Source organism: Pseudobdellovibrionaceae bacterium (genome assembly GCA_019637875.1).
In the GTDB taxonomy this organism is placed as follows: Bacteria; Bdellovibrionota; Bdellovibrionia; order Bdellovibrionales; family Bdellovibrionaceae; genus JAHBUW01.
This window is the reverse complement of record JAHBUW010000019.1, coordinates 39,317-62,249: the sequence shown is the minus strand read 5'-3', so window position 1 is coordinate 62,249 and position 22,933 is coordinate 39,317. Positions and strand designations below refer to the sequence as shown.

Annotated in this window: 8 protein-coding genes; 2 read left to right on the top strand and 6 right to left on the bottom strand. The window is 61.9% G+C overall.

From position 1 onward, the window contains the following. On the top strand, window positions 1-445 hold a 445-nt coding region (locus tag KF767_18085; protein ID MBX3019802.1), incomplete at its 5' end, for an alpha/beta hydrolase. 204 nt (window positions 446-649) lie between these two features. Here KF767_18085 and KF767_18080 read toward each other — a convergent pair. The 4 genes from KF767_18080 to KF767_18065 form a co-directional block, all read right to left on the bottom strand. After that, window positions 650-2,110 (bottom strand): hypothetical protein, encoded by a 1,461-nt coding sequence (locus tag KF767_18080; GenBank protein MBX3019801.1) that lies wholly within the window; start codon window positions 2,108-2,110, stop codon window positions 650-652. Continuing rightward, window positions 2,103-3,656 carry a hypothetical protein gene (locus KF767_18075; GenBank protein MBX3019800.1) on the bottom strand — a complete coding sequence of 518 codons (1,554 nt, stop codon included), beginning with the start codon at window positions 3,654-3,656 and terminating at the stop codon, window positions 2,103-2,105. The genes KF767_18080 and KF767_18075 overlap by 8 nt, the downstream gene beginning before the upstream one ends. A gap of 4 nt (window positions 3,657-3,660) precedes the next feature. Further along, window positions 3,661-4,356 carry a hypothetical protein gene (locus tag KF767_18070; GenBank protein ID MBX3019799.1) on the bottom strand — a complete coding sequence of 232 codons (696 nt, stop codon included), beginning with the start codon at window positions 4,354-4,356 and terminating at the stop codon, window positions 3,661-3,663. A 109-nt stretch (window positions 4,357-4,465) separates the two neighbouring features. Then, complete coding sequence (locus tag KF767_18065) at window positions 4,466-4,618, bottom strand: hypothetical protein (protein ID MBX3019798.1); 153 nt, start codon at window positions 4,616-4,618, stop codon at window positions 4,466-4,468. Between the two features lie 265 nt (window positions 4,619-4,883). Here KF767_18065 and KF767_18060 point away from each other — a divergent pair, with 265 nt between their 5' ends. Then, entirely contained in the window at window positions 4,884-21,308 is a 16,425-nt protein-coding gene (locus KF767_18060) for a tail fiber domain-containing protein (GenBank protein MBX3019797.1), read from the top strand. Here KF767_18060 and KF767_18055 read toward each other — a convergent pair. After that, window positions 21,302-22,330 (bottom strand): hypothetical protein, encoded by a 1,029-nt coding sequence (locus KF767_18055; GenBank protein MBX3019796.1) that lies wholly within the window; start codon window positions 22,328-22,330, stop codon window positions 21,302-21,304. The two genes, KF767_18060 and KF767_18055, sit on opposite strands and share 7 nt — an antisense overlap. Beyond that, a complete protein-coding gene (locus KF767_18050; GenBank protein MBX3019795.1) occupies window positions 22,330-22,872 on the bottom strand; it encodes a hypothetical protein in 543 nt (180 codons plus the stop codon). The genes KF767_18055 and KF767_18050 overlap by 1 nt, the downstream gene beginning before the upstream one ends. Window positions 22,873-22,933 lie beyond the last annotated feature (61 nt).

Genomic DNA, 22,933 nt, shown 5'->3' with positions numbered 1-22,933 from the left:
CGCCGAACCGCTGTTCTTCGAGACCGCCGGCAAGGAATTCAACACGGCCGAGGACAACGTCGTGCTGTTCTTCGAGCCGCAGTCCCCGAACTCGCGCGCCGAATCGGCGGCCTCGCTGCAGCGCATGGCGGCGCGCCGCGATCCGGGGCCGAAGGTCGACGGCCTGTGGGCGCGCGAATGGATCAGCGGCGGACCGCGCAATCCGGTCTTCCCGTCCGAGGCCGTGCTCGAAGGGCTGAAGACCACGTCGATCCCGATGCTGCACATCGGCGGCGACCACGACATCATCTTCCCGGTCGAGAACTGGTACGCGCTGAACCAGCAGATCCCGAACCTGCAGCTGCTGACCTTCCCGAGCGCCGGGCACGGGCCGCAGCATCAGTACGCGGTCGCCTCGGCCGAATACATCGCCATTTTCCTGCGCACGGCGAAGCCGGCGGCCTGAGGCACGCGCCGCCAGCCAGCCAGCCAGCCAGCCAGCCAAGCCCCTACGAATTCCAAAGAAACGGTCGCCGCAAGCGAAAGGCTCACCCCGAGAATAGCCCCGAACCCCGACGCACCGACAAACCCGCCCCCCGTTCGGAGCGCGAACACTCGGTCATTTCATGTGAAGGTGGCGGAGCCCGCCGCGAAGAAACGTCCGCCGCGCCTACGCTGCGGATTTGAAGCGGGTCGGAACCACCCGCGCCGTCAAGGAGAGCGCGTAGCGGGTCGCCGGGCCGGCGCCGAAGCGTTCGAGTTCGCCGCTGGCCAAGGCCTCAGTCAGACGGCGGCGCAGCTGCGCGGAGGACAAGCCCAATTTGGATTCGAGATCGCGGGCGCCGAACTCCGTATCGCCGAAGTGGTGGCGCAATTGGAAAAGAAAATCGCCGTTGGCCGTCGAGATATCGGCTTCAAGCGCCGTACGCAGACGCACGCCCGGAGAGATCTCTAACGTGAAGAGCGAGGCGCGGTTCACGATCTGAAGCTCCGGGAAGTCGCGGGCCAGCTCCACGCGTACACGGTAAACGAGTTGCTTCACGCGCGCCGGTGACGTTTGAAAATCGAAGTATTCGTTCGGATAGAGCTCTTGAAACAGCGTTCCCGCCGCGAAAGGCCGGTATCGGTCCGAGGCCAGAACACGTAGCAAAAGCCCCAGCTTTCCCTCCAGCGCGCTCGGTAAACCGACGAGTGGATCCAGATCAAGGATCTTCTCCCCTGTGCCCCAGACGTGAACGCGATCGGCGGGCTGAAGTCCCGTTTGCTGCGCGACCAAACGGCGAAAGGCGACATAGGGCGTGCCGAAATAGAGATTGGCGAACAACTCCGGATCCGGACGCACGCGCAACTCAAACGCATCGGCCTCACGCACGCTTTCGAAACGTCCGCGCGCCCGCGCCTCTTCGCGGAACGACGCGATCGCGCCGGTCTCCCCCGTGCGCATCGCCGTGAAGTATGAGCGAAGTCCAACCAAAAATAGCTGATCGTAGCTGGAGGATCCCGCCAGCAGAGTTTCGGCCTCGGTCAGGGCTTTTTCGGCCTGCGGGACGTCACCGGTCTCGTGCAGAATGCGCGCATGCATCTCGAGCGCGTTCGCGCGCAGTCGTCCCTCGGCGGTTCGCAGCACGCTGCGGACGGCGAAGTGCGCTTCTTCCAAATCACCCGCGTAGTAGGCCGCCGCCGCCAGGTTCATTTCACCGATGCGGCGCTGGTAAACGTCCAGCTCTTGAGCGAGGTACGCACGTAGATCCGTACGCGCCAGACGGTAGTCCCAGGTCGTGATGCGCGCGAAGGCGCGGTACAGGGGCGCGGGTTTGTAGTCCGTGATTTCGGTCAGATCCCGCGCGGCTTCGCGTACGGCGCCCAAACGCATGAGGAGCATCGCGTACTCGGCCCGCTCTTCGCCCGTCGCGTCCGCGAGCTTCGCCCCGGATTTCGGATCGAAGATCCGCGGCCGGAGCGCTTTCAGCGCCAGCGCGATCAAACCCGTCCGGCGGCAGAGATTCGCGAATTTCACCTTTTCCATACGGGGAACGTCGCGCGCGTCCACGCGCTTCAAAAGCGTGGCGGCCTCTTTCAGACGCCCTAAACGGATCAACTCTTCGATGGCTTGGGGCGCGTAGCTACTCATCCAGATTTTCGGGGACCGAGATCATGCCGATCCGCGCTTGCCCCGCCTCTTGATGGGTGTAGACGATGAAAGGTCCCGACGAGAACAGACGTCCCGTTCCCATCGAAAAATTGTGTTTGAAGTAGAGGTTCATCGGACGCACGCGACCCGCGACGGGATCGAACATCCACATGCGATCGTCCGCCATCTCGGGCAGACGCAGAATCGCGAGGTCGTTCACGAACAGCGAGCGGCTTCCCGCCATCGAGACGAGCCCCACGGGTTCGCCGGTTTGGTTGCCCTCGGACAGGAAGCGACGGCTTTGCACTTGACCGTCGATGATCGGCGTCCACACGAGCGCCTGATCGATGTGCTCATGATCGACCTGCGCGATGAGAATCCCCTTCTTCTCGCTTCCGACGACGACGGGGTAGCGGGCGTCGGCTCCCACTTCCAGAATGGAAGGCGTACGTCCCGTCAAGGTATTGCCGTCGACGGTCAGCTCGAATTGTCCCAGCTGACCCGACGTTCCCGCGACCCCTTCGTTCTCGCGCACGACGCGGAAGACGTGGGGATTCGTGGTCGCCAAGAAGGCCGGCACGTTGAGCGCCGCCCCTTTCGCGAGCGGAAGCGCCTCGGCCGGAGACGTCAGCGCCGCCCCCATGATCACCTTCGCCGGATCGCGCGCGTCGAGCACGCGGTACTCGACTTGCGTTTCGTTTTCGTAAGCGACCACGACGCGACCGGCGTCCACCGGCGTTCCGCTCACCCCGCGCCCCGTCGCCGGGAACCACGGTCCCGCGCGCACGGCCGCGATCTTCGTGCCGCTGCGTTCGACGATCAGGGTTTGCAAACCCTTGCCGGAGTCGTTGTAACTGGTCATGAACAGCACCGCGCGATTTTCACCGAGCGGCGCGAAGTTGACGAGCGGATCGACGTAGTCGACGTCGACTCCCGGCAAATCGACCTGCAGCTTGTGGGTTTCGACGAGTTTGAATCCTTGGCGTTCGAAGAGACGAACCGAGCCGACGACTTCGCCTTGCGTTTCCACCGAGGGGAAATGCGCCTGCGCGACCAGGATGTGGTTCGCGCCCAGCGGTACCGCCTGCAGACCGTAAGTCGAGCCCAGACCGTATTCACGACGTGCCGGCGCGTACGCTCCGAGCGTCACGCCGCTCGTTTTCACGCCGACCCCTTCCGAGATCACGTACTCCAGTTCAAACCGGCGCGAGTCATGCTCGAATTGAAAGGCCGTCGCATCCGGAAGCGCCGAGAGCGTCTCGGGCACCGCTAAATCTTGGCAGTCACGGCGCAGATACTGGGCCGTGCCCTCACGCACTTCGATCCGCGCATCGACTTTGGTGGAATCCGCGCAGGACTGGTTCGCGAGCGCGAGGTAGATCTTGCCTTCGTAACCTTCGCCGCCAAAACCCAGTTGCGCGAGAGATTTAGAATCAGCTTCGATCGAGATGTCTTTGAGTTGAAGAACGGGTTTGCAGTTCTGCATCAGAACCGCCGTCGCGAGCGACAGAACGAAAACGAAGACGAAACGACCCCAATTCCCCATCCCTTTACTTTACGGAGGGCCGCCGTTTTCCGCGAGGGGGTTTCTCAGATTGGAGCGATTTCTTCGTCTTTGTTATTGGCGGGAGTTTCGTGGCGAGACGTTCGACGGCCGCGCGCCACTGTTCACGTTGCTTTTGCCGCTCACGCGCGCTCGATAGACCCTCGGGCGTGAACACGACGATCGAACGACCTTGGGGCCGCGCGATCACCCAAACTTGCAGGGTCCAAGGCTTCGGAATTTCGGCATCTTGAAACCGCAAACGCAAACGTTGGGGCGCCAGGAAACTACGCACCTCTCCGAAAATTCCGTCCGGCGCTTCGAACGTCGCGCCCTTCACCAAACGCAGTCCTTCGAGAGGTTCGAGCCAGTCCGCGAGCCCCTCTTCGCTCATCATGTAGTCCCAAACTTCCCGCTGCGGACGCCACAGCGCTTTGGAGATCGTCGCGCTCCATGATCCTTTGAGATTTCGCCCTTCGACACGAAGGCCCGCGTGAATTTCAAAACCCACCGCGACGACCTGTTGCCACCACGGGGTGAGCTTCTGCTTTTGCGCGAGATAGGCGACGATCTCTTGGTGCGTGAAGGATGAGGCGCCGCGTTTTTCCAAAAGCGCGAACCACGCGGACCAATCCTTCCCCGTGTGTTTTTTCACGGAGTCCGTCGAGACCCGGTTGTAGGTTTCCTTTAAAGGCGCCGCCATCCCTGTCCACATTAAAGAAGAAATACACGGAGGGGAAGCTTCACTTTACTTCAGCGCGACCACGCGTAAATTCGTCGGCCAACTTTCGAATAGCCATTCGAAAAATACCTCACTCAAACGCGATCGCATCGAAGGCGAGATCGTCACCGTCATCGCGCCCCGCGCCCGTCCGCAAATTCGTTTTCAAACCGACTCGAACCTGCGCGGCGAGTACGAACTCGAAGGCGTCTTCGTCACCCAAAGCGTTCGCTAAGATTAACAAACCCAAAGTAGCGTCCGCCCCATCTTGAGAAGCGGACGAACGTCAGGAAGCCCGGCCAAAAGCCGGGCTTTTTCGTTTCGAGACACTTTGTTCGTCCACAACTTCGCCAAAAAGCCCTTCTTTCGTCCTCAGGTCCAGTCGACTTCCGGAACCGCCTCAAGTCGAGAATATACGTTCTTAACTCATGAAATGACTCGAGAATGCCGAAAACAACTTACGAACTTTTGTTCGCATTTGTTTTTTGAAGGGGCACCCACTGAACCGCATGCTGAAGCCATTCCTTCTGGCCTTGATGATCTCCGCGACCCTCGCCGGTTTCGCGTCGATCGCGCATGCGAACAATCGCAAACTTGTCTACCAGGGACGCGTGCTTCGCCCCGATGGAACGCCGCTCGAAGGCACGTTCAAAGTGCAGATTAAAATCTACTCTCCCGATCCCAAGCGTTGCTTGCTGTGGGGCGAAGAGAAAGACGTCTTCTTCCAGAAGGGCGCGTTCGCGGTAGAAGCGGGTGACGCTTCGAAACGTCTCTCGGGCGGAAATGCCGGTGGCTCGGCCACCTTCACGAACGTGTTCTTGAACGAATCCGCGCTGGCGCTGACGGGCCTGACTTGCGATGACGGCACGACCTACACGCCGACCGCGACCGACGACCGCGTGATGGTCGTCACGATGTTCGACGGTGCGAACGCGGTCCGCACGTTCGACGGACCGATCAAAGCGGTGCCGTTCGCGATCCAAGCCACGAACGCCGAGATGATCGGCGGCTACTCGGCCCCCTACCTGATGAAAGTCAACCCCGTGGGCGCGCACGAGCCGACACGCTCGTTCTCGACGATGGGATTTTCGATTCTTTATAACCTCGCGGAAGCTCCGCAGGTCGACTTTGGCGCGAAACTTTTCAAAGGTTTGATGGATCCCATCGACCTGCAAGACGCCGCGACCAAAAACTACGTGGACACGCAGATCTCGACGACCCTCGGCACCCTCGCCGCGGTGAATTTAGTCGACGCCGTTTCATCTTCGAGCGGCGTGATCGCCGTTTCCGGTGGCCCCATCACCGATCGCGGCACGATTTCGATCGGCTTCGCCGATGCGAGCTCGGGCGTTCTGGCCGCGCCGACGGGCGGGACCGGTCAACCGCTTTTCCGTACTCTGGTTGACGACGATATCACCAGCCTGAACGTTTCGAAGCTCATCGGCACTTTGGGCGTCGTGAACGGCGGACTTGGGAACGGTGTTTTCAATAACGGCGAACTTCCCGTTTACAACAGCATGGCTTCACGCTTTGAAGGTAAATCCTGTTCACCCGGCGAAGTTCTCGTGTGGGATCTGACCCTGGGTTGGAACTGCGAAGCGAAAAACAGCGGCGCGGTGACTTCGGTGGATCTGCAAATGCCCAACGACGTCTTCGAAGTTCTGGGTGGACCGGTGACGTCCAACGGAAGCTTCGAGGTTTCGTTCCAAGCGCAAAACGTCGGTTACATCTTCGCCGCGCCCACGGGCGCAACCGGAACCACGGGCATCCCGCTCTTCCGCCCGATGGATGCATCCGATATTCCTGATCTGGACGCTTCGAAGATCACGACCGGCACCTTCGATATCGCGCGCATTCCGGACCTGGATGCCGCGAAGATCACCTCTGGAACTTTTGATATCGCCCGCATCCCCGATTTGGACGCGGCGAAAATCACCTCGGGCACTTTCGATATCGCACGTATTCCGGATCTGGATGCCGCGAAGATCACGACCGGAACTTTGGGCGTGGAGCGTGGCGGAACCGGTCTGGATGGCTCGGTGGCGACGACAGGTCAGCTGCTCATCGGTGACGGCACCGGCGGCTTCGCCCTCGGAAATCTGTATGGCTCTTCAGGTGTGATCATCCACAATCAAAGCGGATCAATCGGCATCCAATTCGACCCCAACGCCAGCGGCGCGGTCACTCATGTCGGCTTCCAAGCGCCTTCGATCTTCGATGTTATGGGCGCACCGCTGACTGGGGCCGGCACCATTTCTTTGACCTTAGGTACGCAAGGCATCGCGCAGATTTTCGCGGCCCCCACGGGTGGCGCGGGTGTCCCCTCTTTCCGTAATTTGGATGCATCGGATATGTATAGCGGGATCCTGGCCGTCGAACGCGGCGGGATCGGGCTCGACGGCTCGCTGGCGTCCACGGGTCAACTCTTGATCGGTAACGGCACCGGCGGTTTCGCGCTGGGGAACATCGTCGGTTCGTCGGGCGTGATCGTCGACAATCAATCCGGAACGATCGGCATCTCCCTCGACCCGCTCGCAAGCGGCGCGGTGACTCACGTCGGCTTCGAAGCGCCGACTTCGGTCTTCACCATCACCGGCGCACCTTTGACGGGCGCGGGCACCATCGCTTTGGGCTTCGGCACTCAGGGCGTCGCGCAGGTCTTCGCCGCGCCCACGGGCGGAGCCGGTGCGCCGCTCTTCCGTAATCTGGATGCTTCGGATATCTATAGTGGCATTCTTCCGGTCGAACGCGGCGGGATCGGCCTGGATGGATCGGCGGCCTCGACGGGTCAGCTCTTGATCGGCGACGGCACCGGTGGCTTCGCGCTCGGAAACCTCGTCGGTGGTCCCGGCGTGGCGATCACCAACCAATCCGGTTCGATCACGGTCTCGACCACGACAGGAACTTTGGGTTGGGTGCAAGGTGGCAACGCCTTCGGCCAAGCGGGCTCGCTCGGCACGAACGACAACTTCCCTCTCATCTTGCGCTCGAACGCGCAGGACCGCATGACCATCACTTCGGGTGGCTCGTTCGGCTTCGGTACCGCGACGCCGAATGCATTCTTTGATGTCCGCGGCGATTCGCGCTTTGAGGGCGCGGCGAACTTCGATGCGACCGCGGTTTTCGGCGGAGCTTCGTCGGTCACCGGTGCGCTCGTGACCTTCAACGGCCAAGGACCGGGCTCAAGCTCGATCGTCGTTCCGCGCGATAACAGCGCCAACCGTCCCACCACGGGCGTTCCGGGCATGATCCGTTACAATACGGATCTCGGTCGCTACGAAGTTTACCAGGACGCGCAGTGGATGAATATTCAGACCTCGACCGGCACGATCTCGGGTTCGGTCACGAACGTAGGTCTGGAAGCGCCGACGTCGATCTTCAACGTCAGCGGCGGACCCATCACGGGTGCGGGCACGTTCCAAATCACTTTGGGTACGCAAGGTATCGCGCAAGTTTTTGCGGCCCCCACCGGTGGCGCGGGCGCACCCGGCTTCCGTAATCTCGATGCGTCGGACATCTATAGTGGTATCCTCGCCGTCGAGCGCGGCGGGATCGGGCTGGATGGATCGCTCGCGTCGACCGGCCAGCTGTTGATCGGCAACGGCACCGGCGGTTTCGCGCTGGGACATCTGGTCGGCTCTTCGGGAGTGATCGTTGAAAACCAATCGGGCACGATCGGGATTTCGCTGGATCCGCTCGCGAGTGGTGCGGTCACACATGTCGGCTTCGAAGCGCCGACTTCGGTCTTCACGATCACCGGCGCGCCTTTGACGGGCGCGGGTACGATTTCTTTGGGCTTCGGTACGCAAGGCATCGCCCAGGTTTTTGCCGCGCCGACCGGAAGTACCGGCGCTCCTCTTTTCCGTAACCTTGATGCCTCCGACATTTATAGTGGCATCCTCCCCGTCGAACGCGGCGGGATCGGTCTGGATGGATCGGCCGCTTCGACGGGTCAACTTCTGATCGGTGACGGCTCTGCTGGATTTGCTCTTGGCCATCTCGTCGGCGGACCCGGCGTCGCGATCACGAATCAATCGGGCTCGATCACGGTCTCGACGACTTCGGGAACACTCGGCTGGGTTCAAGGTGGCAACATCTTCGGTCAAGCCGGCTCCCTCGGCACGAACGACAACTTCCCGCTCATCTTACGCTCGAACGCGCAGGACCGCATGACCATCACGTCGGGTGGTTCGTTCGGTTTCGGCACCGCGACTCCCGGCGCGTTCTTCGACGTGCGCGGCGATGCGCACTTCTCGGGAACCAACGTCTTTGGCGGAGGAAGCGGCGTGACCGGCGCGCTGGCCACTTTCAACGGTCAAGGTCCCGGCTCAAGCGCCATCGTCGTTCCCCGTGACGATACCGCCAACCGCCCGGCGACGGGTGTTCCCGGGATGATCCGTTACAACACGGATCTCGCGCGCTACGAAGTTTATCAAGACTCGCAGTGGATGAACATCCAGACCTCCACCGGCACGATCTCGGGCTCGGTCACGAATGTGGGCCTCGAAGCGCCGACCTCGATCTTTAACGTCAGCGGCGGTCCCGTCACGGGCGCCGGCACGTTCCAGATCTCGCTCGGCACTCAAGGCATCGCGCAAGTCTTCGCCGCGCCCACGGGTGGCGCAGGTGCGCCGTCGTTCCGTAATCTTGATGCGTCGGATATTTACAGCGGCATCCTGCCCGTTCAGCGCGGCGGGATCGGCCTGGATGGATCGCTCGCGTCGACCGGTCAACTCTTGATCGGAGACGGCACCGGTGGCTTCGCGCTCGGAAACCTCGTCGGTTCTTCGGGTGTTCTGATCGACAACCAATCGGGAACGATCGGCATCTCGCTTGATCCGCTCGCGAGTGGCGCGGTCACGCACGTGGGCTTTGAAGCCCCCACATCGGTCTTCACCATTACCGGCGCTCCTTTGACCGGCGCGGGCACCATCGCTTTGGGTTTCGGCACGCAAGGTATTGCGCAAGTCTTCGCGGCGCCCACGGGTGGTTCGGGTGCACCTCTTTTCCGTCATCTCGATGCATCGGATATCTATAGCGGCATCCTCCCCGTCGAACGCGGCGGGATTGGCCTGGACGGATCGGCCGCTTCGACGGGTCAACTTCTGATCGGAGACGGGACCGGCGGTTTCGCGCTCGGAAATCTCGTCGGCGGTCCCGGCGTGGCGATCACCAACCAATCCGGTTCGATCACGGTCTCGACAACTTCGGGAACGCTCGGCTGGGTCCAAGGTGGCAACATCTTCGGTCAGGCCGGATCGCTCGGTACGAACGACAACTTCCCGCTCATCTTGCGCTCGAACGCGCAAGACCGCATGACCATCACGTCAGGTGGTTCATTCGGCTTTGGCACCGCGACGCCAAATGCGTTCTTCGATGTGCGCGGAACTTCGCACTTCGAAGGCGCGGCGAATTTCGATGCCACGGCCACCTTCGGTGGGGCTTCGTCGGTCACGGGGGCGCTCGTCACCTTCAACGGCCAGGGACCGGGTTCGAGCTCGATCGTCGTTCCCCGTGACAACAGCGCCAACCGTCCCGCGACCGGCGTTCCGGGCATGATCCGTTACAACACGGATCTCGCGCGCTACGAAGTTTACCAAGATTCGCAGTGGATGAATATCCAGACCTCCACCGGCACGATCTCAGGCTCGGTGACCAACGTAGGCCTTGAAGCGCCGACGTCGATCTTCAACGTCAGCGGTGGCCCGGTCACCGGCGCCGGAACCTTCCAGATCTCGCTCGGTACGCAAGGCATTGCGCAAGTGTTCGCGGCGCCCACCGGCGGCGCGGGAGCACCCAGCTTCCGTAACCTCGATGCTTCCGATATTTATAGTGGGATTCTCGCGGTCGAGCGCGGCGGGATCGGTCTCGACGGTTCGCTCGCTTCCACGGGTCAACTCTTGATCGGCAACGGCACCGGCGGCTTCGCTCTCGGGAACCTCGTCGGTTCGTCGGGTGTTCTGATCGATAACCAATCGGGAACGATCGGCATCTCGCTTGATCCGCTCGCGAGCGGTGCGGTGACTCACGTGGGCTTTGAAGCCCCGACTTCGGTCTTCACGATCACTGGCGCCCCTTTGACGGGCGCGGGTACGATTTCTTTGGGCTTCGGCACCCAGGGCATCGCGCAAGTCTTTGCCGCACCGACCGGAAGCACCGGCGCGCCCCTCTTCCGGAATCTCGACGCATCGGATATCTACAGCGGCATCCTCCCCGTCGAGCGCGGCGGGATTGGGCTGGACGGATCGCTCGCTTCGACGGGTCAGCTTTTGATCGGCAATGGCACCGGCGGCTTCGCGCTCGGAAACCTCGTCGGCGGCCCCGGCGTTTCGATCACGAATCAATCGGGTTCGATCACGGTTTCGACCACGGCGGGAACCCTGGGTTGGGTCCAAGGCGGAAACGCTTTCGGGCAAGCCGGTTCCCTCGGAACGAACGACAACTTCCCGTTGATTTTGCGTTCGAATGCGCAAGACCGCATGACGATCACTTCGGGTGGCTCGTTCGGTTTCGGTACCGCGACGCCGAATGCGTTCTTCGATGTGCGCGGCACCTCGCACTTTGAAGGCGCGGCAAACTTCGACACGACCGCCGTTTTCGGTGGTGCTTCGTCGGTGACCGGTGCGCTCGTGACCTTCAACGGTCAAGGCCCCGGTTCGAGCGCCATCGTCGTTCCGCGCGACAACACCGCGAACCGCCCCGCGACCGGCGTGCCGGGGATGATCCGCTACAATACGGACCTCGCCCGTTACGAAGTCTATCAAGATTCGCAGTGGACCAACATCCAAACGTCGACCGGAACCGTTTCGGGCTCGGTCACGAACGTGGGTCTCGAAGCGCCGACATCGATCTTCAACGTCAGCGGCGGTCCCGTCACGGGCGCGGGTACGTTCCAGATCTCGCTCGGCACGCAAGGTATCGCGCAGGTCTTCGCCGCACCGACCGGAGCCTCGGGTGCGCCCGCATTCCGCAACTTGGCGGCCTCGGATATTTATTCCGGAATCCTCCCCGTTGAGCGCGGCGGAAGCGGTCTGGATGGATCCGTCGCGACGACCGGTCAGCTCTTGATCGGCAATGGCACCGGCGGCTTTGCTCTCGGTAACCTCGTCGGTTCGTCCGGCGTCCTGATCGAGAACCAGTCAGGCACGATCGGCATTTCGCTGGATCCGCTCGCCAGCGGCGCGGTCACCCACGTGGGCTTCGAAGCCCCGACCTCGGTCTTCACGATCACCGGCGCTCCTTTGACGGGTGCGGGTACGATTTCTTTGGGCTTCGGCACGCAGGGCATCGCCCAGGTTTTTGCGGCCCCCACGGGCAGCACGGGCGCTCCCTTGTTCCGTCATCTCGACGCTTCGGATATCTACAGTGGCATCCTCCCCGTCGAACGCGGCGGGATCGGTCTGGATGGATCGGCCGCGACGACCGGTCAACTCTTGATCGGCAATGGCACCGGCGGTTTTGCAATCGGAAACCTCGTCGGCGGTCCCGGCGTGACCGTCGCGAATCAATCGGGTTCGATCACGATCTCGACTTCGGGCGGAACGCTCGGCTGGGTCCAAGGTGGCAACGCCTTTGGTGCGACCGGAACCCTCGGGACGAACGACGCCTTCCCTCTCGCGCTGCGCACGAACGGCACGACCGCGATGACGATCACATCGACGGGTCTCGTGGGGATCGGCACGACAACTCCGGACACGAACTCGGGCCGCGTGCTGCACATCTACAACAACGCGAATACGGGCGATGTCGCGAGTAACTCCGAAATCCTTTTGGAGTCCATCAACCGGAACGCGAACATCGTCCTGAAATCCTCATCCGCGGATATCGGACAGCTCATCTTCACGAATGGGACGAACGGCCACAACGGGCGCGTCGGCTACAATCACGCCAGCGATTCAATGTGGTTCTCAACGAACAATGTCGACCGCATGTACTTGATGGCCGACGGCCGTATGATTTTGGGCACGAACGGCGTTTCGAATTCAGCGATCCTCGATCTGCGCGGAGTCGGCGATCAATCGGCCCTCGTGCTTCCGCGCGACACCAGCGGCGCTCGGCCCGCCGCTCCCGTCGCGGGGATGCTCCGTTACAATACGACTCTTGGTAAGTACGAAGTCTACGAGGCCGGCCTGTGGATGAACATCCAAACTTCGGCCGGCACCATTTCGGGTTCGGTCACGAACGTGGGTCTGGAAGCGCCGACGTCGATCTTCAACGTGACCGGTGGCCCGATCACGGGCGCGGGTACGTTCCAGATCTCGCTCGGCACGCAAGGCATCGCGCAGGTCTTCGCCGCACCGACCGGCGCATCGGGTGCACCCGTCTTCCGTAATCTCGCCGCTTCGGATATTTACACCGGCATCCTCGCCGTCGAACGCGGCGGTACGGGACTTGACGGTTCGCTGGCCTCCACCGGTCAATTGTTGATCGGGAACGGCACCGGCGGCTTCGCAATCGGAAATCTCGTCGGCGGTCCCGGCGTCACCGTCGCGAATCAAGCGGGCTCGATCACGATCTCGACTTCGGGCGGAACCCTCGGCTGGGTCCAAGGCGGCAACGCCTTCGGCGCGACCGGAACCCTCGGTACCAACGACGCGCAAGCCCTCGCGATCCGCACGAACGGCACCACGCGCCTGAACATCGGTGCAACGGGCGATATCGGCGTCGGCACGACCGCGCCGTCCGGTAAGCTCCACGTCCAGGTGAATGGCTCCACGAATCCCGCTTTCATTGCGGATGACTTCTTGATCTTAAGCGCCACCAGCGCGCCGACCAACTCGAACGCGATCAACGTCGTTTCGGGAACGATGGGCGGCTCGGCGGTGAAGTTCAGTTCTCCGAGCACGAATTTCGCCGGTGGACTTTCCTATGACCACGCGATCAACACCTTGTGGTTCCGCGCGAACGGCGCCGAGGCCATGCGCCTGAACGCCAGCGGCAATATGGGGCTGGGTACGAACGCGCCGTCGGGACGACTGCATATCCAAGGCGGCGAAGCGATCCTGGGTCCCGTCGCGGCTGGCACCGGCAACGCCGGAAGTCTGCAATTCCGCGAACTCGCGGCGAACGGTACCAACGGCGTTTCACTGCGTGCGCCCGATGCGCTCGCGGCGAACTATACTTTGACTCTTCCTGCGGCGACCGGCTCGACGGGACAATTCCTGTCGACTGACGCTGCCGGTAATCTGTCGTGGGCGACAAATCCCGGTGGAACTTTGGGTTGGGTCCATGGCGGCAACTCGTTCGGCGTCACCGGAACTCTCGGCACCAACGACGCGCAAGATCTCGCGATCCGCACCGCCGGCACCACCCGCATGACGTTCACCGCCGGTGGCTCGATCGGGATCGGTACGGCGCCACCGGGCGCGGCATTCGACATGAACACGTCCATGAACAACAGCTTGGACATGCGTATTCTGAACACCAACGCCGGAGCTTCGGCGAAAGCGAACTTCACCGTCGAGTCGAATGCGGCGGCGCTGAACGTTTCCGCGTACAGCACGGCGGGTGGCGGTCTTGCGCAGATCCAAACCGGCGCCGCCCAACTGGATATCCGCAACTACGATGCCGCGGGACGGATCTTGTTTGCGACCGCGAACACGGGACGTGTTCTGATTTCGAGCACGGGACAAGTCGGGATCGGTACGCTCGCCCCCTCGGGACGTCTGCACGTCGCGGGCGGTGACATGATCCTGGGACCGCTGAGTGCTACGACGGGTGCGGCGCTCATGATCCGCGAAGCTTCAGGGAACGGGACCGACGCGGTTTCACTGCGGGTTCCGAACGCGCTGGCGGCAAGTTATACGCTCACCCTGCCCGCTGCGACCGGATCGAGCGGACAGTTCCTCGCGACCGATGCGAGCGGCAACCTCTCGTGGGCGACAAATCCCGGCGGAACTCTCGGCTGGGTCCAAGGCGGCAACTCGTTCGGCGTGACCGGCACTCTCGGCACGAACGACGCGCAGGCGCTCGCGGTTCGCACCGCAGGCACCACGCGCATGACGGTCACGGCCGGCGGATCGGTCGGCATCGGCACCACTACGCCGTCCGAAAAATTTCATGTCGTGACCGGCAACGACACGGTTTCGATTATGGGCTCAAATGGCGGAGCCCAGTCACTGGCCTTCTTCCATGACTCCGGTGCTTCCCCCGCGCCAAGAAACTCGCTTCTGTTTACGGGTGGGGCATTTGAAATTTACGACGATACGAATGCGGTCGCCCGTCTGTGGGTCAGTTCGGCGGGGGACGTCGGTATCGGAACCAATGCCCCGTCGGGACGTCTGCACGTCGCCGGCGGTGAAATCATCGCGGGCCCTCTCGCCGCGGGATCGGGAAACTCCGGCCGCTTACAATTGCGCGAACTTACGGCCAATGGCACGAACGGCGTCTCGCTGCGCGCCCCCGACGCGCTCACCGCGAACTATACGCTCACCCTGCCCGCCGCGACCGGCACGAACGGTCAGTTCCTGTCGACGGACTCCGCCGGAAATCTGTCGTGGGCGACAAATCCCGGTGGAACTTTGGGTTGGGTTCACGGCGGAAACTCGTTCGGCGTCACCGGAACTCTCGGCACGAACGACGCGCAGGCGCTCGCGATTCGCACGGCGGGCACCACCCGCATGACGATCACCGCGGGAGGATCCATCGGGATCGGCACCGCAACGCCAAACGCGCCCCTTCATATTTCACGCCCCTACAATACGGCGGGCGTCGGTGACGTCTTCATGAATCTGGAGCGTACCGGAGACAATACGGGCGGCGGTCCCTTCCTGGCGTTCACTGACGACGGCGTCCGTCGCGCGGCCGTGGGTGCCGTACGCACCGGAACGAACGCCGGCGACCTCTTGTTCTATACTCAGCACAATTCAGGTACGACGACTTGGGACAATGCGATCGGCTTCAACGAAAAGATGCGCCTGACCGCGGGTGGAAACCTGGGAATCGGCGTCAACAATCCCTCGAACATCCTGGCGATCTCGGGATCGAACAATGGCTCGGGCATGAACGTCGTGCTGACGAACACCAGCACCGGAACGCTCGCCCATACACATTTCCAAGCCGCGAACGATGGCGCCATGCGGACCTCGGTCGGTATCACATCGTCGGGTTATTTGCCGACGTGGTTGCAACCGAATGAAGGTTACCTCTCATCCTCGGCGAACAACGGCTTGCATATCGCGACGATGACGAACAACCGCCCCATCAAGTTCTCGACGGGCCATACGACCACGCCTCTCGAGAGAATGCGGATCACCGACGCCGGCCAAGTGGGTATTGGCACGACCGCGCCTTCGGGCCGTCTACACATCGAAGGTGGCGAAGCGATCATCGGTCCCATCGCCACGGGCGCCGGCAACGCGGGAAGCTTGCAGCTGCGCGAACTCGCGGTGAACGGAACGAACGGCGTCTCTCTCCGCGCACCGGACGCTCTCGGCGCGAACTACGCGCTCACGCTTCCCGCCGCGACGGGCGCAAGCGGACAGTTCCTCGCAACCGATGCTTCGGGCAACTTGTCGTGGGCGACGAACCCGGGCGGAACATTGGGTTGGGTCCAAGGCGGCAACTCGTTCGGCCAAACCGGAACGCTCGGCACCAACGACAATAACGGCCTGATCCTGGAAACGAACAATATCCCGCGCATGTCCATTTCAGCGACCGGCGCGGCGGCGTTCACTTCGAATGCGACACTCGCCTTCGCGGTCGGCGCGAGCGGCGCCACGAATCCGGCGTTCTCGGTGAATGCAAGCAAAGCGAACTCAGCGAACGGGATCCAAATCATCTCGGACAGCGCGGGCGCCGGCGTGGAAATGACGGTGACGTCGAGCGCGACGAACGAAGATCTTTACCTCTTCCCGAAAGGCAACGGCCGTTTCTACCTCGAACAGGGCCTGGGCAGCGTGTCCGCCCAAATGGGCGATAGCACGTTCAACATCTGGAGAAGCGCCGCGACCGACAACTCCGTGAACCCGCTGTTCCGCCTCAACATCACTGCCGGTACGGCCATTCCCGCCGGCAACGAGGCGCCCTTGGTTCAGTTCGATCTGGCCGGAAACCGCGTCCACTCGGGCAACACGGCGATCGCGCTGCAACGTGAGTTCAACGTCATTCCTTCGACCCATGCCTTCGGATCGGCCGGCGGAGTCATCACGAACGCGGCCGCCGTCGCGGTCGAAGGTCCCCCGCGCGCGGGCACGAACGCGACGATCACGAACTCGTCGGGCCTCTTGGTCCGCAGCACGGCCGTTTCGGGGATCACGAACAGCTATGGCTTGAACGTGAACGCGACAACGGGCGCAACGAACAACTACGCCGCGATCTTCAACGGTGGCAACGTCGGTATCGGCACCGCCGCGCCGTCGGGAGCCCTGCACATCGCGGGCGGCGAAATCATCGCGGGCCCTCTCGCGGCCGGCGCCGGCAACTCGGGACGTTTACAACTCCGCGAGCTCGCCGCCAATGGCACGAACGGTGTTTCGCTCCGCGCGGCGGACGCCATGGCCGCGAACTACACCCTCACCCTGCCCGCCGCGACGGGAATCTCCGGGCAACTCCTGATGACCGATGGCGCGGGCAATCTGGGCTGGATGACGAACTCGGGCGGATCACTGAACTGGGCCCATGGCGGAAACTCGTTCGGTCAGACCGGAACGCTCGGCACGAATGACAACCATGCTCTCGCGATCCGTACCAACGGCACCACACGTATGGCGATCACCGCCGGTGGTTCCGTGGGGATCGGGACGGCGAGTCCGATTGCCAAGTTGAATGTCGCCGCGGGAAATATCGTTCTCGATGACGGCCACTTCATTGGACTGGAAGGGGCTACATCCAACATCTGGAATATCGGGAAAGATACGGGAACGTACACCAAGTCCATCGCGGGAAGTTCGATCGACGTCACCACGAGCGGAAACGACGACGAAGGCTTCACCATTGGCGGCGGCGGCAATAGTTACTATGAAGTCACCGCCATTACTGGCTTCAATATCCAACACTTCTTCCGTGGCAACGTCGGAATCGGCACGACCGCGCCTTCGGGACGCCTGCACGTCAACGGCGGCGAGATCATCGCCGGTCCCGCGGGCACCACGGCAGGATTGGCCGGAGTTCTCCAACTCCGCGAACTCGCCGCCAACGGCACGAACGGCGTTTCGCTCCGCGCGTCCGACGCGATGGCCGCGAATTACACGCTCACCCTGCCCGCCGCGACCGGAACTTCCGGGCAGATTCTGTCGACCGACGCGACCGGAAATCTCTCGTGGATGACGAACTCGGGCGGAACGTTGAACTGGGCTCAAGGTGGAAACTCGTTCGGTCAGACCGGAACGCTCGGCACGAACGACGCGCAATCTCTCGTCCTCGAGACGAACAATCAGCCGCGGATGACCATCACGTCGGCGGGCTCGATGTTCGTCGGCGCGAATAGTGCGTACTTCAACGAAACTTACCGCTTCCACACGGTGCACAACACCACCGCCGACGGCTGGAAGAGCAATATGCTGATCACGAACCACGTCAGCAACACCTCCAGCTCGCTGTCGGAATTCATCTCTCTGCATGCACGCCCGATCATGGAGTCGTCGCAATCCGTCGACCGTATTATCGGCGTGCTCTCGAATCCGTCATGGGACACCGGAACCGGCCCGATCGGATATCTTCGCGGATTCGAATCGCTCATCCAAAGCCGTTCTAACGTGAGCGACATGGCGGCTTTCGACGCCGGCGCCGAAATCACAGGCGGAAGTGTCGGCTCATACTTCGGACTTTACGCCGGAACGCCGGCCCTGAGCGGCGGCGCCACCATCACGACATCTTACGGCATCTACCTCGACGATCAGGTCGGCACGAACCAATATGGCGTCTATCAAGGTGGCACGAACGACCGCAACTTCTTCGCGGGAACCGTCGGCATCGGCACCTCCGCGCCGAACGGCAAACTGCACGTCACGGGCGGCGAGATCATCGCGGGCCCCGTCGCGGCTGGCGCCGGCAACTCGGGTCGCTTGCAACTGCGCGAACTCGCCGCCAATGGTACGAACGGCGTTTCGCTCCGCGCGGCGGACGCCATGGCCGCGAACTACACCCTCACCCTGCCCGCCGCGACCGGAACATCCGGGCAGCTCCTGATGACCGATGGCGCGGGCAATCTGGGATGGATCACAAATTCCGGCGGTTCACTGAACTGGGCTCAAGGTGGAAACTCGTTCGGCCAGACCGGAACGCTCGGTACGAACGATAACCATCCTCTCGCGATCCGTACCAATGGGACCACACGCATGAACTTCAGCAATAACGGTCGCATGACCTACGGCCCGCTCGGTTTCGTCGGCAACGAAAACACTCGCTTCTCCGCGCTGCGAACGGATGTGTTCTCGAACTGGGGCGACAGCTTCCGGACCACCGCCGAGTATAACCCGACCGCGAACGCCGCGAGCGCGCAATTCATCGGTCATTTCGTTGAAACCTACAATAACAACAACCGGAACGTCGGCGAAATCATCGCGACCCTCCATGAGGCCAGCAAATCCGGAACCGGCTCCTTGTCCGGTCTGATCGGCGCCCAAGCGGTCACTTTCGTGAATGGCTCGGGCACAGTTGACCGCGTCACCGGCTTCTCGGCCTACCCGGCTCTCAACGCCGGCACCACGACGGAGTACATCGGCTTCCACGTCGGAAACAGTGGAAACAATACCGGCCTGAACCACTCTTACGGGCTTTACATCGAGGATCTGGCGGGCGCGGGCAACCAGTTCGGCATCTACCAAACCGGTGCGAACGATCGGAACTATTTCAACGGAAGCGTCGGAATCGGAACGACCAGCCCCGTCGCCAAATTCCACGTCGAGGGGAACAATGAAAGCCTCGAGCTGATGGTCCGGAACACAACCTCTTCGAGTGGTCGCTGGCCGGCGATCGTCGCCCGCAACCATTTGAACGGACAAACCTCGGGTCACTCGATTTTCGCGCTGGACAACGCCAACGGGACCGCCAGCGCGCCCGGCCGCCTGCTGGGAAGCCAGTACATCGGCGCCCTCACCTTCAACGGCTGGGCGACCGGCACCACTTGGGGAACCAGCGCGAGCGTTTACTCGACGACGACCATCGATCACACCTCATCGAGCACTCCCGGACGCCTCATCTTCGGTACCACTCCGACCAACGCCACGGCCACCGTGGACCGCATGACCATCGGGTCCGATGGTCGCGTCGGAATCGGCACGAGTGCGCCTTCGGGGATCTTGCATTTGGTTGGTACGACGTCTTCGAACAGCGCGCTCGTGATTCCGGCCGCGAACAATGCCGCCCGCCCGACGGGAATCAACGGGATGATCCGGTACAACACCACGAACTCGAAATTCGAGGGTTTCCAAGCGGGCAGCTGGCAGGACTTCACCCTGGGCACCACGGGCGTGTCCGGAGCCGCCGCACAATGGAAATTCACTCCGAACGGCGTCGACATCAAAACCGATCCGAACGTATGGGTCGCGATCGCGGGCACCGCGGGCGTGAATCCGGGCGCCCAGCTGGATGTCTTCGGCGACCAGCGCCTGCGGGGATCTTTGAACTTCCGCGCGAACGCGGCCGCAGACGATGGTGGATACCTGTACGCGACCTCTGCCGGCGGCGGGCAAAAGCTGATCTACCGTTCCGCGCAGGCCGCGGTCGGAATGGAAGTCCGTTCGCCGGGCCGTCCCGTCATGACCGTCGACGGTCCCGGTCACACCTCGTGGCTGGCCGTTCACAGCAAAGACTCCACCGACGGCTCCCCGCTTTATAACGTCGTTTTGAACGCGGACGGCTACTCTTGGTACAAGAACGACCTCGTCGTGGGATCGGAGTCCGATGCTTACGTTTCCGACGCGAATCTCGCCGTGAAAACCGAAACCGGGGATGCCATGCTCGCGATCGTCGCCGATCCGACGAACACGAATGAAAATCACAATCCGATGCTGTTCCTGGGACAGGACACCAACACCGTCACCGGACTTCTCGGCCTTGCGGGCACCTCGAGTCAGGTCTTCAACCGCACGATCTCGGGCGTACTCGACAATGCGTTGGTGCTGAACTCGGATACCGATGACAACTCGGGCAAAATCCAGTTCGCCATCGAAGACACCGTCGCCATGACCATCGCGAGCAACAACAACGTCGGTTTTGGAACGAACAGCCCCCTCACGACGATCCATGCTCTGGCACCGAACGCCTCGAGCAACTCGAATATCCAACTCGGGTTGAACGGCACCTCTTCGGCGGCCTGGGCCAGCCTGTTTCTGACGACCCGTAACGGTCACAATCTCTTGGGCTCGGCGAACACGCACGGTTGGGGCATTGAGGCCGCCGGCAACAACCACGCGAACTCGAGCATCCGCAATGATCTGCAGTTCCAATACTACAACGGCTCGAGTTGGTCGGTTCCCTTCGTCATTGACTCCGCGAGCGGCAACGTCGGTATCGGAACCCAGTCTCCCGGCGCGACCCTCGATGTCGTGGGCGACATCCAGTACACCGGTACCATCACCGACGTTTCCGACTGGCGCCTGAAGGAAAATATCACGCCCCTGAAAGACGGTCTGCGCATCGTCCGCGCCCTACCCGTTTATTCGTACACGATGAAAAACGATCCCGACAAAAAAGTCGAGTTCGGTTTGATCGCCCAAAAAGTCCAAGAGATCGTGCCCCAGCTGGTTCGTCGCATCAGTCCGAACAACGATATGTTGGGCGTGAACTACGTCGGCCTGATCCCCTGGAGCTTGAAGGCGATCCAAGAGCTGGATCAAGAAGTCACGGTCGTGAAAGAAGATGTCAACGCGCTCAAACAAGAGAACCAAGATCTGAAATCGCGTATGGACCGTCTGGAAGAGCAGAACCGCGAGCTCGCCGAGCAGGTCAAGCTGCTGATCGAAATGCAAAAACGCAAACCCGCCGGTCAGTAATCAAGCTTCAACATTTCAAAAAGGCGGCGGTGTCCCTCTGCGGAGGGGTGGAAGCAGTCGTCCGAGACGTCCCCTTCCGCGAATTTCACGTCGCGAAAAGAATCGTTAAATTCCAACGTCACCCCGCGGGCCGCGAACTCGGCACGTAGCACGTCGACCGCGGCCTTCTGGCCGGCGACCACCGCCGCGTACAGCTCACCGATCAAAGCGAGTTTGGCGCGGTCCTCGGGCCGGGTATTCAGGATCAGCGGACACATTTGATTCAGCAGCGGGAAAGCGCCCGTCCGCAGCTCACGGCAGGTCCGCCCCCGCCCCGCCTCGTCTTTGCCGGCCACCGGCGTCTCGTGGTTCAAAATCGAAGGATTCGTCAAAAGCTCCAGAACCGGTGCCGCGCCCAGAATCACGATCCGCGCGCCCTCGGCGGAATTTCGTTCGATGCCCGAGCGCAGCTCACGCACCAAGGTGTCCCGCACCTCGTCGCTTTTGCGAAGTCCTTCTTCCGACAGCGCACGTCCATCCGGCGTCAAGTTGCGGACGGAACAAATGTCATTGCCCGTAAAGGACACCAGGATCAATGACGGGAGCGTCCCCAACGGGAGCGCCAGCCGGTCGAGCTGCTCGCCCAGGGCGTCCACGCGCGCGCCCCCTTGGGCGGCAAAAAAGATATTTTCACGAGGAAACGCCCGGGCCCGCGCCCAGCGATACCCGAATGTGCATTCCTCGCAATCGATTCCGGCCATCCCCATTTGCGTGAGCGCACGCGAAAAGCCGAACTGGGCGCTCCGGGGCGTGTCGAAAATCCGTTGGGGCGCGATTTTGGAGTCGTGCCCCCCGCGCAAAGCGGCGCTGGAGCCGATCGCCAAACTGTCTCCGGCCAAGCCGATCACGGATTGCACCGACTGCGGGGGCACGGCGAGCGTGATGTGCAGGTCTTTTTTGAGTTGATCGAAACGCGCATCCCGCGCGTGAAGAGGGCCCGCCACCAATGTCAGCGCCAACGCGCTCAACCACAACGTCTTCATCACATGCCCAGGAACACTTTGTTTTGGCAACGCGAACGGGTCGGTAACTTGAGACCGGACTGCAAATAGTCCCGAATTCCCATGTCAAAATAGTAAAGACTGGTGATGTCGAGAACCGACATGGCCTTATCTTTCAAACTCTCCGTCCCCAGGGATTTGAGCGGAGTCCCGACGATGTCGCGAAACTCTTCGAGGGTCAGATCGATCTTCACTCCGCAGGCATTCACCAAGCGGCCGTACGCCGACTCCAGCATCGAGCCGCGATCGTCGCGCACGCCGAATTCACCGCGGTAATCCTTGCGCAGAAAGATCTCCATGCGCGCGTCTCCGTCGTCGGTCGTTTCACCGGCACAAAAACGAATCTCCGCGCCTTCAATCAGACTCAGGCATTTCGCTTGGGTCTCGGTGATCTCCGTTTCGAGCGGCAGCACCAGATGGGGTTCGATGGACAAACGATCGTCGCCGGCGAAAGCGGTCATCCCCAAAGAGGCGCCAAGAAGGATTAACACAAGATTTAGAGTCCACGCCCGAAGTGTTTTCATGTTGAGGGCTCCTTCCGGTCCCGCGAGTCTTGCACCAACTCTGCCAGGGCCAAACCCCATT

Bases quoted from the DNA above. Each gene is read 5' to 3' on its own strand.
- KF767_18080 (MBX3019801.1), bottom strand. From the start codon at position 2,110: ATGAGTAGCTACGCGCCCCAAGCCATCGAAGAGTTGATCCGTTTAGGG.
- KF767_18075 (MBX3019800.1), bottom strand. From the start codon at position 3,656: ATGGGGAATTGGGGTCGTTTCGTCTTCGTTTTCGTTCTGTCGCTCGCG.
- KF767_18070 (MBX3019799.1), bottom strand. From the start codon at position 4,356: ATGGCGGCGCCTTTAAAGGAAACCTACAACCGGGTCTCGACGGACTCC.
- KF767_18060 (MBX3019797.1), top strand. From the start codon at position 4,884: ATGCTGAAGCCATTCCTTCTGGCCTTGATGATCTCCGCGACCCTCGCC.
- KF767_18055 (MBX3019796.1), bottom strand. From the start codon at position 22,330: ATGAAGACGTTGTGGTTGAGCGCGTTGGCGCTGACATTGGTGGCGGGC.
- KF767_18050 (MBX3019795.1), bottom strand. From the start codon at position 22,872: ATGAAAACACTTCGGGCGTGGACTCTAAATCTTGTGTTAATCCTTCTT.